We start from the raw sequence: 14,668 nt of genomic DNA, 5'->3' as shown, positions 1-14,668 counted from the left end.
GCCCATCATAAAAAACCGGAATGTCCTCTGTCAGTTTGCGACCAGGTATTCCGGTTTTTTCTTGTTCCTATGCCTACATAACCTACATAGACACGAATGCTTAAGGGGTTAGTGCATATATTGGCCGCCATTGGCTGAAATGTTCGCACCAGTGATAAAGCCGCCATCTTCAGCGGTCAGGAAACTGACAACCCGGGCAATATCCTGCGGTTCACCAAAGCGCCCCACCGGAATGCCCATGCGGATTTGCTCACGAATTTCCTCCGGTACATCCATGATCATTGATGTCGCAATATAACCTGGCGATACCGTGTTCACGGTAATGCCTTTGCTGGCCACTTCCTGAGCCACGGCCTTGGTGAAACCGTACATACCCGCCTTAGCAGCCGAATAGTTGGCCTGGCCAAACTGACCTTTTTCACCATTAATGGAGGAAATATTCACGATGCGGCCCCATTTCTGAGCCAGCATATCGTTAATGACTAAGCGGGTCATATAGAAAACCGAGGTCAGATTGGTGGCAATTACGTCATCCCAGTGTTCCGGCGACATTTTGCGCAAGGTGGTATCACGGGTAATACCACCGTTATTCACCAGAATATCAATGCTGCCAAAGTCCTTTTTAATACCTTCGATGCAGGCGGCACACGAGTCATAGTCACGAATATTGCCGTAAGCAAGCGCAATGTCATAACCCTCCTCTTTTAGCTGGCTCTGCCATTGCTGTGCCTTTTCGTGATTGCCACCGGAATAGTATCCGGCAATAACCTGATAGCCATCGTCGTGCAAATGCTTGCAAATAGCGGTACCAATGCCACCGGTGCCACCCGTTACTAATGCGATACGTTTAGTCATGCTCTACTCCGTCAGTGCGTTTTATTGTTTTTTGCCATATCAATATCATGTTGAGCCGTGTTTAACAGGCTCTGGCAGCATTACTGCCTGTTATGACACTAATATGAAGCTCAGAAATGCGACGCAGAAAAAGAGGCATGTCTAATAGTTAACTCTCAGGCAGTTTTCTTACAAAGCTGCCACTGACCCAGAGCTTGCTATATAATCCGCGCCTTTATGCATCACCCGGTTGTCTGAAAATGAAATTCGTCATCAAACTGTTCCCTGAAATCACGATTAAGTCGCGCCCGGTGCGTAAGCAGATCACCAAGATTCTGCGCCAGAACCTGCAGACCTTATTCCGCAAGCACGATCTGTCTGTGGATGTGCAGAATCGCTGGGACAGTCTGGTGGTAGTGATGAATCATGATGACGATATTTCACACCGTAAAGCCATTCAGATCCTCACCCATACACCGGGCATTGGCTCTGCATTGGAGATTGTTGAATACGAATTCACCACCTTAGATGAAGCTTATCAACGTGTGCGTGATGCTTATGCAGCAGAGCTGGCCGGCAAAACCTTTTGTGTTCGTATTAAGCGTGCTGGTCAGCATGATTTCACCTCCCATCAGGCTGAGATCTATATGGGTGGTGGGTTATTAAAAGAAACCGAAGCAACCGGGGTTTCACTGAAGAACCCTGAGGTTGTGGTAAAAGCAGAAATCCGCAACGACAAAGTTCAGGTGGTGCGTCAACAGGTAATGGGCGTAGGCGGCTACCCTCTGGGTTCTCAGGGCGAGGTTTTATCGCTGATTTCCGGCGGCTTTGATTCCACCGTTGCCAGTTATCTGATGACTCGTCGCGGCATTAAAACCCACTTCTGCTTCTTTAATTTAGGTGGCAGCGCCCATGAAATTGGTGTTAAGCAGGTATCCCACTATCTGTGGTCTAACTACAGTGAAAGCCACCGGGTGAAGTTCATTACTGTACCGTTTGAAGGTGTGGTGGAAGAGATCCTGAAAAATATTGATGTATCCCAGATGGGTGTTGTCCTTAAGCGTATGATGTTGCGTGCTGCGTCACGCGTTGCAGATGAATTAAAGCTGCCAGCGCTGGTTACCGGCGAAGCGGTGGCGCAGGTTGCCAGTCAGACCATTACCAATCTGGCAGTAATTGATCAGGTGTGTGATCACATGGTATTGCGTCCGCTGGCCTCGATGGGCAAGCCGGAAATTATTGATATCTCGCGTCGCATTGGTACTGAGGCGTTTGCCGCAACTATGCCGGAGTATTGCGGGGTTATTTCGGTCAAGCCAACCACAGTGGGTGATCGCAAGAAAGTCGAGTCTACGGAGGCTGACTTTAACTTTGATGTACTGGAAGAGGCACTCCGTAACGCCAAGTACGAACGTATTGATGATGTATTAAGCGGCGATGAGAGCGGGCTTGAGAGTATTGAGCTGATCAGCACGCCGGCACTGGATGATGTGATTATTGATATCCGTCATCCGAATGAAGCAGCAGATGCCCCGCTGACTTTCACTAACAATACCGTACTGACCATTCCGTTTTATGAAGTGGACAGTCGCGTGGCGGAATTTGATAGCAATACCCGCTATCTGATGTATTGCCAGAAAGGCACCATGAGTAAGATTCACGCTCACCATCTGAATGAGCAAGGCAAGGGGCGGTTTGCGGTATACGTGGAAAGCTAAAAACAACAAAAAGCCCGCAATAAAGCGGGCTTTTTGTTGTTCTAAAACTATTAACTACCAATCCACTTGTAATGCTGCCTTGGCAACATCGTTTACTGGTCGGGCAATCAGGCCTTTCGGGGCCAGGTGGATAGAGAAAACTGCACCGTTGCTCATTGGCATATAAACCGCACTGCCAAATTGAGCGTCCAGCCAGAGTCCGGATTCATACAGGGCCTGCCATAAGTCCAGCCAGCGAGAACCGGATAATTCATACAGGGTTCGCTCAGAGGTGCGCTCCTGCTCCAGTGATAAATAACGCCCGGATAAACGATCCAGCCGATACAGAGGTTTTACTCCGGCGGCGGCAAAAGGTCCGGACCAGGTAATCAGGCGAGCATCGAGCTGCCATTGATCACCGGTTAGTTTAAAGCGACGCTCACCACCGGTGGCGTCCGCCAAAGTGATGTCGTAACTCTGATCGCCCAACTGATAAATGCTCAGAGTCGCCAACGGCTCTTCGCTCTGCAGCTGTCGGTAGCTCCATAAATCCACCAGAGTAAATGCCGCCAGAATGCAACCAGTTAGCATCAGCATGCCAACGCTGCCTTTGATCCAATAGACAAACCACTCCTTTCCCCGCCACATCATTGCAATCACAATGATGCCGATCAGAATAAATACTGCGGCAAAGACTGTCAGACCCGTTTGCAACATATTAGTCCCTTAATATCTGAAGGCTCTCTTGTGCCAGTTTGAGTGCATCATCCGAGCCATTACCCTGGCCACTTAATGAGTCGAGGAAATATTCAATGGCGGTTACACCATCAGCAAAAGCTTCAAGCTGCTTCTCAGTCGGCTGAACCTCATTCCCCAGCAGTCGCAGTGACACAAAGGCTTCAAGGTCGTGTAGCAGAGACGCCACGGAGTGCTTTTCAAGGAAAATCAGTGAACCGGCAACATCGTGCAGGCTTTTACCAATGTTCTTAATGTGCAATCGATCGCCATTGGAATCCACAAACGAGCCAATCGAGCGCTTGATCAGTGTCATGGCAGTCATGGATTCCGACAGCACCGCAATTTTTGCTTCGGCCAGACTCACCGGGTCCACCAGGCTGTCACGATCCAGGCCTGTCTGCGACATGCCACGCATTTCTTGTTCGATATGAATAATGCCATCCGCCACAGAAGCAATCTGAGACTGCATGCCATTCACACCATTGGCTTTTAAAGCAACGCACAAGCGGCGGGTTTTTTCTGAAGCGTCAAACAGGTTGGCAATCTGCAGGGTGTCAGCAATGCGACTCAGGCTAACAATCAGTTCATTAAAGTTTTCTTCGCTGGTGTCTGTGCGCTCCAACAGATCCACCAGATCCTTCACCGATTGCAGCTCTTCCTGAAGCGCTTCGGATAAGGAGTCAATGGCCGCCTGATCCGGGCCGGAAAGACGCTGCCGGGCCTCAGCAAGGTTGGTCTCCTTAACTCCTTCGCCAATGCGGAAATCACGCTGAATGCGTGTGATATTGTCACCGTCGTCGCTAGCTAGGGCGACCAGATACAGCAGTTCTTTTAATAACCAGTCCGGCATTTTTTCATTAAAAGCACGCCCTTCCGTCTCCTGAACCTTGCGCACCTGACGATCCAGAGCCCCCAACAGACTCAAGCGTTGCGGGCCAATTTCAAAGGCATCCTGAGACAAGGCATCCAATGCTCCGCTGGCGACACTCCACAGTGGCCAGGATGCTCCGCCCCGGCTGGCTTTTTCAAAACGAGTGATGGCGCGTTGCATGACTTGCAGTGGTCCACGTCGCCCCTGTTGCTTCATCAGACCAATCAGGCCGAGCTGATACAACTGTCGGGCTCTGCGGTAAGGAAAGCTGCCAGCTTCCGGATCAGTGGCTGGAATATCGAGCTTAGGGCGCAGATTAACCAGAAAGAAATAGGCTTCCGGCAGCGGCTTTTCAGCACGCTGCTTACGGATTTGATTAATGGTAGGAATTAGCAAGCTCGGAGAAACAATATCGCCGCTGGCGACACATTCGATATAACGATTCAGATACACAATGGCTTGCGTGAATGCTTGCAGGGTGGCTTCGCTAACCCGTTTGGAACGGGCAATACGTCCGGTTTCAGCCAACTCTTCACATACCCGTTCCCCGGCACGGAAATCCAGCATTTTAAAGGTGCCACGTAACTGCTGAATTTCTTCCAGAAATAAGGTCAGGCTGTCATCACTGCCACTGTCTGAGTAAGCATCCAATTGCACTGCTGCCTGATCCAGTGCATTAGCTATTTCTGCCTGAACCAGAGCCAGAGATGATGCAAAGTGTGATACTTCACTTCCTGTTGTTATATCCGCCATACTCGCGTCGTTCTTTGTTGTATTTGTTGTCATTCTACCCACTAACAGCTGCTACGCGAAACGTTTACTTGAGGTAATACAGCAATATACGCCGGTTTTTTGGCCAGGAGTGAGAAAAATCTCACACCCGCGGATACTGATTTTCACGATCGTAAGGCATCAAAACCCTGTCGTATTTCTTAGATCCTGTTGGCAACGCTTAACTGCGACGCCAGATGGCGCCGTCACTTTTTTTGTCCACCAGATTAAGAAATTGCTCATGTGCTTCCAGCTCAGAACCTGACGCCCGGATAACAGGCAGCTCAACATTCATCAAGGCGTCATCCAGCGCAATATCAACCAGACCATTCTGCTGGCCATCTTCAACCGCCAGCGCCAGATCAGTCTGGCCACCCGTCATCATCAGGTACACATCCGCCAGAATCTCGGCATCCAGCAATGCGCCGTGTAACTCACGATGGCTGTTGTCAATGTCGTAACGCTTACATAAGGCATCAAGACTGACACGAGAACCCGGGAACATTTCACGAGCCAGCAACAGGGTATCCATAACACCGCAAAACTCGCGGGTATTGGTCATATTCAGGCGATTAAACTCAGCATCCATCATGCCAACGTCGAACGCCGCATTGTGAATAACCAATTCAGCCCCAGCGATAAATTCACGGAACTCATCGGCAACCTGGGCAAAAACCGGAGCACCGGTCCCGATCAGCCACTCATTGGAAATGCCATGCACTTCCTGAGCTTCGGCATCAATATCGCGCTGTGGATTGATGTATTTATGATAATGACGCCCGGTCAACTTGCGTTCGATTACCTCAACACAACCGATTTCAATGATCCGGTGCCCTTCGCCAATACCCGTGGTTTCAGTATCCAGTACAATTTGTCTCATAAGATGTGCTCCGGCTTGTATTTAGGGTATTGCATAATCAGGTGTTGCATAAAAGGCGCTGTGCTCAAAGATGTGTATCTAGGTGTTGCAGTCGTCGCGCAGCTGGGGCTGGCGAACGGCCGGGGCCGGCATGGTAAAACCAGGATGCGTATGGCGCCAGCGTTTTTCACGAATCGGCGTCATTCCGGCGATGGTTTTACGGGAAATCAACAGATAGCCATTGCCCGGCAGCCAGCTACGATTGGCAGCTACCCGATCAAAACGGCGGGATAAGCGCTCCGAAAACAAACGTAACGGCCATAAGTGCTCAACGTGCCGGACTTGTTCCACCTGACTATCCAATAAAATCAGCCAATCCTTCAGGCGATTATAAGCGACCGGATTAGCGACCCAGGGAAGTTCGGACGAAAAAGCATGTGCCAAACGGCCAACACCCCACAAACTCCACGGATTAAACCCCACGACCACCAGATAACCATTTGGCACCAGGCAGCGACAGGCTTCACGAATCAGCTGATGTGGGCGACGCGTCATATCCAGGCAGTGCTGCAGCACCACCACATCCAGACTTTCATCCGCCAGCGGCCAGTGCGAGTCTTTGCAATCAAGCGCCCGGCTGACACGGCCCTTCTGCCAGGGAAAGGCCATCCGGAACACATGATGACAACGGCTGGCTTCAAGAAAATGTGGCGTTGGGTCAATACCAGCATAAGCCAGATGCAAGCCTCGGAAAGCGGAGATCGTATCCCTAAGCCAATCAGCCTCCAAAGCCAGCAAACGCTCGGTAGCCGGACGTTTAAGCCAGTTCTGGTAGGTGTCAGGTTTGATTTTATTACCGCTGCGATTCATGGTTTGTGATCAGATTCCCTTGCGAGCCTACAGGGCTGTCTTTAGACTTGAGAGGTTTTTATTCATTGCGTTATTTAACCTACATAGTAATCAGATGCTTCGTTTTACACCATTATTGATTCTCTGCGGCCTTGCCTGCCTTTCTGGCTGTGCCGCCACCCCGGCTGCAACACCCGACATTACACCCAGTAAAAAATCCGAGCAGCAGCTGACCGTCAGCGATACCGGGCAGCCCTCAACTGACAAAACAGCCAATGATCAATCTCTTGATCATAACAATGTCTGGAATCGTATTATTGATGCTTATCGCCTGAACATTGATATCGACAATCCGCGCATCACCTCACAATTAAACTGGTACAAATCGCACCAGTCGTACCTCGATCGGGTGGCCGATCGTGGAGTGCGTTACCTGCATTTTATTGCTGAGCAGATAGAGGTTCGCGAAATTCCGGGCGAGATTGCCCTGTTACCCATTGTTGAAAGCGCCTTTGATCCATTTGCCTATTCGCATGGACGTGCGTCCGGGGTATGGCAGTTTATCCCGTCAACCGGCCGCGATTTTGGACTGCAACAGGATTGGTGGCACGACGGGCGCCGTGATATTCGTGCCTCTACCGAAGCTGCATTACGTTACCTGCATGCGCTGCAGCGTGAATTTAAAGGTGACTGGTTACTGGCGCTCGCTGCCTATAACTCCGGTGCCGGAACGGTTCGCAAAGCCATTCGCAAGAACCGCAAAAAAGGCAAGCCAACCGACTTCTGGTCGCTGAGCCTGCCAAGAGAAACCCGTGCTTACGTGCCTAAGTTAATTGCGCTGGCAAAATTATTACGCGACGCCGAACAATACGGCGTCACCATTAAGCCAGTTGCTAACCAGCCATATTTTGCTATTGTCGATACCGGCGGTCAGATCGATTTATCCCAGGCGGCTGAACTGGCTGATACCGATCTGGAAGAGATCTATAAACTCAACCCGGAATACAATCGCTGGGCAACTCACCCCCAAGGACCTCATGAGCTACTGATCCCTTACCAAAAGAAAGCGGTATTTGATCAGCAATTAGCCGCCTTGCCGGCCAACTCCCGGGTGAAATGGCAGCGCTACAAGGTTAAACCGGGTGATAATCTGTTAACCATTGCTCGCCGGTTTCACACCACACCCAATGCGCTGAAACAATCCAACAGCTTGCGTGGCAATATTATCCACGCCGGAGATCAATTATTGATTCCCAGTGCATTTAAAGGCCAGCAAGCTTATTCACACAGCGCACCGCAGCGTTTGGCACGTCTGAAAACCGCTCGCCAGCCCTCCAACACACAAAAGTCAGAATACAGTGTACGTAGTGGTGACAGCTTCTGGCAAATTGCCCGCAACCACGATGTTAAAGTATCTGAGCTGGCGCGCTGGAATGGCATGGCACCGGGTGATCCACTGAAAGCCGGTCAAAAACTGGTGATTTGGAGCAAAAAAGCCAAGCCTTCACAACGGGAAGTGATTCGAAAAGTGAACTACAAAGTTCGCAATGGTGATTCACTGGCGCGTATTGCACAAAAATTCGGGGTTCGGGTATCGGATATTCGTCGCTGGAACAGCAATAAAACCAACAATAAGTACCTTCAGCCCGGCCAGCGGCTGACGCTGTACATTGATGTTACCCGTTAATTGACAACCATGATTAGCCGGAGCCTGCTATTAATCCTGATGCTGTTTTCATTGCCAGTGTCAGCGGCTGTCCCGGTTGCCTATGACTATGGCGGTATTCCGGATATCGCCTGGCGCAGCTATCACCCTCCTGCCTTGTTTAAACAACCGTCTCAGTCCGGCGGGGTTTACCGTCAGGCCGTAACTGCTACGCCAGATACCTTACGCCGCTTTGGACCGAACACCGACACTTATGTGGCCTACCTGATTGAACGACTGCAAATGCCCTTGCTGGCACGTCACCCCAATAGCGGTGAATGGATGTCGATGTTATGCCATGCCTGGCACGTTAACTTTGCGGACAATCGCTTTTATTGTCAGCTGGATAACGATGCCCGCTGGTCGGATGGTGTACCACTGACCACCCGGGATATTCGCTTTACGCTGGAGTTTCTGAGCGCCGAAACAACCGGCGCCATCACGCAACGTCAGGCAATCCAATCATCATTAAAACGGCTGATTGTGTATTCGGATAAAGTGTTTGCGTTTGAGTTACTGCCCCAGGTAGCTGTAGGCAAGTTGGATGCTGTTTTTGCATTTCGCCCAGCAGCGGAGCATTTTTATACTTCCCGTGATGGCTGGCCAGAGGCTTTTGATTACCTGGCGGAACCAACAACATCCGCTTACCATCTGGAAACCCTGATTACCCGCGACCAGATTAATTTACGAAAAACAGATAACTGGTGGGCCCAGAAGCGCTCTTTTTTCAGCAACCGCTTTAATATTGATCGGATCGTTTACCACAAACTGGACTCAGCAGCACAACTACTAAAACGCTTTCGCTCAGGAGAAATTGACAGTATTTCCCTGCAGAAGGAACACAACTGGAATCACCTGGCCATACAGCAGCTGAACAGCGACTATCAGATTACCCGCCTGGAGTATCACACCACAGATAAGATTTCCCGTTATGCGATCTGGGAATGGTTACAACTGCCTGCTGAGCTGGGAACGTCCAGTTCAGCCGATATCCTTAACCCCTATGAGGTGACGTATGGTGGCGGTTTCTGGATCAGCCAGCAGCAACGTATTGATGTATTAGCAGCACCACATAGAAAGGATAAAGTGCCGCAATTGATTCGTAATATTAAGCCGCAAGCGGAAGCGTTACCGTAAAAGTCGACCCTTGCCCCGGCTGGCTACTGACTTCAATGCGGCCATTTAATCCCTGAATAATACCCTGGGAAATACTGAGACCCAGCCCGGTGCCAACCCCGACTTCTTTATCGGTATAAAAAGGCTCAAAAATGCGCTGTAGCGTTTTATCATCCATGCCTTTGCCGTTGTCGCTAATCAGGATATCGACTGAGGGTTTGTCGACGGAAGTGCTGCCAACAGAGGAATGATTCAGCCGCATTGCGACCGAAATATGTCCCTGCTCCTGAATCGCGTGACTGGCATTAATCAATAAATTGGCGAACACCTGCGACAACTGCCCTTCGTTCGCTTCAACCTGAATATCGTCCAGTAAGTCGGTGGTTAATTCAGCGACGTATTTAATTTCATTCCAGATCAGCTTCAGAGTGAATTCGATACAGGATTTCAGATCGACGAGCTCCGTTTTTTCAGAATCGGCATGGGCAAATTTTTTCAGGCTGGCGACAATATCACGCACGCGAATCAGGCCTTCTTGTGACTCTGACAGAATATCCCGGCTATCACTGATCAGTTCCGGGATATCGTATTGACGACAGAGTTCCGCAGCCTGCTGCCAGTCCTGTTTTTTAATGGTGTCCACCAGTTCGGAGAACTCGTCGATGTATTCCTTCAGCGTATGTGTATTGCTTAATACAAACGCAACCGGGTTGTTAATTTCGTGCGCCACACCGGCGGCCATGGTGCCAACACTGGCCATTTTTTCAGACTGCAGCAGTTGCTGCTGATTTTCGATCAGCTGGCGATTGGTTTGTTTAAGCTGGTCTTCACGTTGCAACACGTTGGCAGCCATACGATTAAACTGTCGGATCAGACCAGCCATTTCTTTGGAGGCATTGTCAGGGGTGCTGATCTCTTGCTGATCACCGTTTTCCAACAGATGAATATGCTGCCGGAGGTTTTCCAGTGGCATTACAAACAAACGCTGCCCGCGGGATACTACAAACAAGGTAATAACAATTGCCATCACCACAAAAACGGCAAACAGAATCAGCAAGTGGCGATAAATTAACGAATCAATACGGGATTCATCCAATTGGAAATAAACCGGTAAAGTTAAAAAGGATTGGTTCAGAGTCAGCCATTCACCCAGTTTTTCATGACGAGACGAATCAGGCGATAAAACTAATGCCGCATCATTCACCCGAATATGGCCTTGGCCACCAGGCTCGCCAAGAGATAACGCAATGCCCTGTAAGGCGCTTTTCAGTTGTGTCTCCCGCAATATTTTTTGCCAGCCGATGGCCGTCAACAGAAACCCTTCGGTTTGGCCGTTATAGATCAGAGGCACAACCAGCTCCAGGTAAGGCTGATTGCCTTTATCAGCATCAACGTCATTAGAGCCAGTAATCAGCACCGCAGCGGTTTTTTCGGGGGAGTGGCTTAATAAATCGAACCAATCACGCACCGAGTAATCCTTTATTTCACTGGGGTAGCGTTCATACAAAACCGTACCTGAAAAATCGAGTAACTTTTGCTGATAAAGCTGTTGCTGCAAGTACAGTTCATTGAGCAAATCTTCGGCACTGGGCAATAAATTGTCCGGTTGCAGCACCGCCTGAGTTAACAGCGGAATGGAGCGCTGATCGGCCAGCTGATTAGCACGCACCTGAACGTACTGCTGCAGCGAAGCCACCGCCTCCTGCACACGCATGTTTTGCTCGGTTCTGATGCTCTCAAGCAATAATAAGCGCACACTGCCACCGGCGATCAGCAGCACCAGTATTGTCATTACCGTCATGCTAACGATTACAAAGCGGGTGAAAGTTTTTTTGATTTCCGGGTGTGGTAACGCCACTGTAAATAAACTCCGCTTATTTCAGCTTAATGGTGCCACTCGGGGTGAAATACCCCATGGTGTAATCCGACTTGTCCAACGCTTCATGACCATCCCATCCCTCTTTGGAGAAAGGCAACTGATACGTTTTAATTAATCCGGGTAACGGCTGTTTCAGTTGGTACATAGCATCACGAATACGACGTCGATCTTGCGCAATATCCCCCGTAAACGTGATGGACTCAGCAGAGGTTAAAAACAGATTCATCAAATCAAAGCCATGAATAAAGCCAGAGGCCGCTTTGATATCGTTTTCGTTGTGAATTTCTTCAAAGTAGCGTTGGGCTTCATCAAACACCTGCTTTGAATAGCGAGTCTGAGGGCCAGTAAATGAAAAGCGGGTCTGGATAAACTGCAGATCCAGATTGGCCAACCCTTCCTTACCAATGGATTCTGCAAAATCACCACCGGTAATTCCCCAGTGACTGCGTAGCGGCAATCGTTGCTCGGGCGGCAATGACAGCAGCGCGCGGGAAATTGTCTTCCCTTCAGGTGCATTAGCCACCATAAAAATAACGTCGGCACCACTGAGGCTGATGTCACGTAATATAATGCGTGCTGATTCCTCGCTTAACCCCCAGTGAAACCAGTGAATACCCACCGCTTCAACCCCTTTATTTTTCAGCGACAGCATCATGGTTTTATTATTGGAGCGCCCCCAACCGGTATCTTCCAGCAATAAAAACGGTGCGCTAAAACCTTCCTGCAAAGCACTTTCGGCGATCACCTCACCCGCTTTACTGTCATCAATCGACAATCGAAAAATCCAGCGTTCGTCATCAGCACTGTTGTGACCACGACGGGTAATAGGCCCGGCTGCGGCCCACGGGTTCAGCGTTAAAATACCGTTTTGATTGATAAATTCTTTATTAGCCAATAGAGGTGGCGAATGCAGTCCCGACACCACCGCTAATCCCTGCGGATCGTTCAGGAATGCTTGTAAATGTGCCTTGCTGCGACGCGAGTTGCCGCGGTGATCTTTGCTTAGCACCTTGAGCGGAATATCCTGAATCTGATGATGATGTCGCGCCAACGCGAGGGAGATTCCCTGATAAATAGATTTCCCGGAGCTGGCGGCACCGGTTTGGTCGGCATCCAGATAAATATTTAACTCCGCATAAGGTGCTGCCTTTGCCAGCACAGGCAGCAGCAATATCAATAGCAAGCAATAATGTCGCATGATCACTGTTCCGTAATGATTCTTAGGTAACTAAAGACCAGAGCCGGTTTGATGGCAACTTTTCAGCGACGGATGCAGTCGGTATCATCGCGTCTGTTTTATTCACAACCACCAATTCACAACCATCAGGAACCAGCATGGCCAAAATCATCAGCTTTAACATCAATGGTATTCGTGCTCGTCAGCACCAGCTTGAGGCTATCCGTGACACGCTCGATCCGGATGTCATGGGCCTACAGGAAACCAAAGTTCACGATGAGCAGTTCCCGCTGGCGGATGTTGAGGGCCTTGGCTATCACGTGGAATATTTTGGCCAGAAAAGCCATTACGGTGTCGCCTTGGTCAGTAAAACAGCCCCAATTTTTGTGCAAAAAGGTTGGCCCTGGGACGATGAGGAAGCACAAAAACGCCTGATTCATGCCCGCTACGAGATTGATGGCAAGGTGTATGACGTACTGAACGGTTATTTCCCCCAGGGAGAAAGCCGTGAACACGAAACCAAGTTCCCGGCCAAACAGAAATTTTATGCTGATCTGATGCGCTACCTGTCTGAAAATTTCACTACCGATGACAATGTGGTGGTAATGGGTGATATGAATATCTCACCGGAAGATACGGATATTGGCATTGGTGAACCCAACCGCAAGCGCTGGTTAAAAACCGGTAAATGCAGCTTCCTGCCGGAAGAACGTGAATGGTATCAGACGCTGCTGAACTGGGGTCTGCAAGACACCTATCGCAAGCATTATCCTGAATCCGCTGATACCTTCAGCTGGTTTGATTACCGCTCTAAAGGCTTTAATGATGAGCCTAAACGTGGCCTGCGGATTGACCATATCCTGACAACACCGGGATTATATGAGAGCTGTACCGCAGCGGGTGTTAGTTATGATATTCGTGGCATGGAGAAGCCGTCGGATCATGCGCCAATTTGGTCTGAATTCTCCAAGTAAAGTGTGAAAAACTACTTACGTTGCCATAACTGCGTTAAAAATCAGCTCAAATGCTCATTTATTATCTATAAACTGCGCGTTTTCGCTGATTTTTGCCCGGGCGGCGTTCCGCTTGTTCTGGCTACCTCAGAAACATTTTCAATAATCTACAGGCAGTCAAAGAGCCTCAGAACAACTGAGGCTCAGGCTCCAGTGTTACGCCAAACTTTCCCGAAACATCCTCCTGCACTGCTTTATAGGCACCTTCAACATCATCCAACGTGGCATGACCGTTGGTGGTCAGTACCAGCGCCTGTTGTGCGTGCATGGTGATATTTCCTGATGCTTTGCCCTTCCAGCCCGCTTGTTCAATCAACCAGCCGGCGGCCAGTTTCATTGAACCGTCCTGCTGCGGATAGCCCGGCATGCTATTAAACCGTTGCTTTAATTCAGCCGCCTGTCCGGCACTAACCACCGGATTTTTAAAAAACGAACCGGCATTGGCGATTTCGTTCGGGTCCGGCAATTTTGACGAACGAATGTCGCACACCTGCTGAATCAGTTGTTGGGCAGTGAACCCAGGAAGCTGCTCCGCCCAGCTGGCCAGTGGCCCGTAGCTGACATTAGGCTGAAATTGTTTCTGCAAACGAAACGTCACCGACGTGACAATAAAATCTCCGTTTAACTCGCGTTTAAAAACAGAATCGCGATAACCAAAACGGCAATCATGGTTAGACAGCGTCACCAGCTGCAGGCTACTGAGGCAAATGCCCTGAACGCTGTCGATCACATCGGCCACCTCAACGCCATAAGCACCGATATTCTGAATGGGTGATGCACCAACCGTGCCCGGGATTAACGCCAGGTTTTCAATACCATGACCATATTCCAGACTTTCCAGCACCCAATCATGCCATTTTTTACCGGCATCGACTTTCAGCCAGACAGAATCCTGATCCTGGCGCAGCAGCGTTACACCTGCCATGCCGGATTGCAGTACCAGACCTTCGACCCTTGGCGGCATCAATACATTGCTACCACCACCCAGTACTTTCACCTTGAGCTGCTGACGACGGGCATCATGCAGCAGAAAAATCAGCTCAGACAGCGAGTTAAAGCGCGCAAACTGTCGTGCGCAGCCAGGTAGGCGCAAGGTATTAAAGGATTTGAGGTCTTTATCGAATTCGTATTTAAGGTTGGAACCGGAAGAAGGCGTCAT

12 protein-coding genes are annotated in these 14,668 nt (G+C 49.7%); 4 read left to right on the top strand and 8 right to left on the bottom strand.

All coding sequences use genetic code 11. The features are described from left to right. Positions 1-108 precede the first annotated feature (108 nt). Positions 109-855: an acetoacetyl-CoA reductase gene (gene phbB, locus ACO05E_RS16825; protein ID WP_419810648.1), complete on the bottom strand. Its 747-nt coding sequence runs from the start codon at positions 853-855 to the stop codon at positions 109-111. Positions 856-1,094: 239 nt separating this feature from the next. Between phbB and thiI the strand changes: the two genes are divergently transcribed. After that, positions 1,095-2,552 (top strand): tRNA uracil 4-sulfurtransferase ThiI, encoded by a 1,458-nt coding sequence (gene thiI / locus ACO05E_RS16820; protein ID WP_419810647.1) that lies wholly within the window; start codon positions 1,095-1,097, stop codon positions 2,550-2,552. 54 nt (positions 2,553-2,606) lie between these two features. Here thiI and ACO05E_RS16815 read toward each other — a convergent pair whose 3' ends face one another. From ACO05E_RS16815 to ACO05E_RS16800, 4 genes are all read right to left on the bottom strand, one after another. After that, positions 2,607-3,248, bottom strand: a complete 642-nt coding sequence (locus ACO05E_RS16815; protein WP_419810646.1) for a hypothetical protein — start codon at positions 3,246-3,248, stop codon at positions 2,607-2,609. Between the two features lies 1 nt (position 3,249). Continuing rightward, complete coding sequence (locus ACO05E_RS16810; RefSeq protein WP_419810645.1) at positions 3,250-4,893, bottom strand: hypothetical protein; 1,644 nt, start codon at positions 4,891-4,893, stop codon at positions 3,250-3,252. A gap of 199 nt (positions 4,894-5,092) precedes the next feature. Beyond that, entirely contained in the window at positions 5,093-5,791 is a 699-nt protein-coding gene (dnaQ, locus tag ACO05E_RS16805) for a DNA polymerase III subunit epsilon (protein ID WP_419810644.1), read from the bottom strand. A 78-nt stretch (positions 5,792-5,869) separates the two neighbouring features. Then, positions 5,870-6,640: a methyltransferase domain-containing protein gene (locus tag ACO05E_RS16800; RefSeq protein ID WP_419810643.1), complete on the bottom strand. Its 771-nt coding sequence runs from the start codon at positions 6,638-6,640 to the stop codon at positions 5,870-5,872. A gap of 94 nt (positions 6,641-6,734) precedes the next feature. On the opposite strand from ACO05E_RS16800, the gene ACO05E_RS16795 reads away from it, so the two are divergent. Beyond that, positions 6,735-8,306 (top strand): LysM peptidoglycan-binding domain-containing protein, encoded by a 1,572-nt coding sequence (locus tag ACO05E_RS16795; RefSeq protein WP_419810642.1) that lies wholly within the window; start codon positions 6,735-6,737, stop codon positions 8,304-8,306. A 9-nt stretch (positions 8,307-8,315) separates the two neighbouring features. Then, entirely contained in the window at positions 8,316-9,461 is a 1,146-nt protein-coding gene (locus ACO05E_RS16790; protein ID WP_419810641.1) for an ABC transporter substrate-binding protein, read from the top strand. On the opposite strand, the gene ACO05E_RS16785 is transcribed toward ACO05E_RS16790, so the two are convergent. Next, positions 9,433-11,298: a sensor histidine kinase gene (locus ACO05E_RS16785; protein WP_419810640.1), complete on the bottom strand. Its 1,866-nt coding sequence runs from the start codon at positions 11,296-11,298 to the stop codon at positions 9,433-9,435. The genes ACO05E_RS16790 and ACO05E_RS16785 overlap by 29 nt on opposite strands. A 16-nt stretch (positions 11,299-11,314) precedes the next feature. Then, positions 11,315-12,517 (bottom strand): ABC transporter substrate-binding protein, encoded by a 1,203-nt coding sequence (locus tag ACO05E_RS16780; protein ID WP_419810639.1) that lies wholly within the window; start codon positions 12,515-12,517, stop codon positions 11,315-11,317. A 137-nt stretch (positions 12,518-12,654) separates the two neighbouring features. Here ACO05E_RS16780 and xthA point away from each other — a divergent pair, with 137 nt between their 5' ends. Continuing rightward, positions 12,655-13,470, top strand: a complete 816-nt coding sequence (gene xthA, locus ACO05E_RS16775) for an exodeoxyribonuclease III (RefSeq protein WP_419810638.1) — start codon at positions 12,655-12,657, stop codon at positions 13,468-13,470. Between the two features lie 166 nt (positions 13,471-13,636). Here the strand turns inward: xthA and murB are convergent, their stop codons facing one another. Next, complete coding sequence (gene murB, locus ACO05E_RS16770; RefSeq protein ID WP_419810637.1) at positions 13,637-14,668, bottom strand: UDP-N-acetylmuramate dehydrogenase; 1,032 nt, start codon at positions 14,666-14,668, stop codon at positions 13,637-13,639.

It is taken from the genome of Bacterioplanoides sp., assembly GCF_965226395.1.
Taxonomy (GTDB): Bacteria; Pseudomonadota; Gammaproteobacteria; order Pseudomonadales; family Oceanobacteraceae; genus Bacterioplanoides.
Note: the sequence above shows the minus strand (reverse complement) of the source record. Positions and strands in the feature narration are given on the sequence as shown.

What these genes read in the sequence shown, in the direction of transcription:
- phbB (WP_419810648.1), bottom strand. Translation starts at nt 855, where the DNA reads ATGACTAAACGTATCGCATTAGTAACGGGTGGCACCGGTGGCATTGGT.
- ACO05E_RS16795 (WP_419810642.1), top strand. Translation starts at nt 6,735, where the DNA reads ATGCTTCGTTTTACACCATTATTGATTCTCTGCGGCCTTGCCTGCCTT.
- dnaQ (WP_419810644.1), bottom strand. Translation starts at nt 5,791, where the DNA reads ATGAGACAAATTGTACTGGATACTGAAACCACGGGTATTGGCGAAGGG.
- ACO05E_RS16800 (WP_419810643.1), bottom strand. Translation starts at nt 6,640, where the DNA reads ATGAATCGCAGCGGTAATAAAATCAAACCTGACACCTACCAGAACTGG.
- ACO05E_RS16790 (WP_419810641.1), top strand. Translation starts at nt 8,316, where the DNA reads ATGATTAGCCGGAGCCTGCTATTAATCCTGATGCTGTTTTCATTGCCA.
- murB (WP_419810637.1), bottom strand. Translation starts at nt 14,668, where the DNA reads ATGACGCCTTCTTCCGGTTCCAACCTTAAATACGAATTCGATAAAGAC.
- thiI (WP_419810647.1), top strand. Translation starts at nt 1,095, where the DNA reads ATGAAATTCGTCATCAAACTGTTCCCTGAAATCACGATTAAGTCGCGC.
- ACO05E_RS16780 (WP_419810639.1), bottom strand. Translation starts at nt 12,517, where the DNA reads ATGCGACATTATTGCTTGCTATTGATATTGCTGCTGCCTGTGCTGGCA.
- ACO05E_RS16810 (WP_419810645.1), bottom strand. Translation starts at nt 4,893, where the DNA reads ATGGCGGATATAACAACAGGAAGTGAAGTATCACACTTTGCATCATCT.
- xthA (WP_419810638.1), top strand. Translation starts at nt 12,655, where the DNA reads ATGGCCAAAATCATCAGCTTTAACATCAATGGTATTCGTGCTCGTCAG.
- ACO05E_RS16815 (WP_419810646.1), bottom strand. Translation starts at nt 3,248, where the DNA reads ATGTTGCAAACGGGTCTGACAGTCTTTGCCGCAGTATTTATTCTGATC.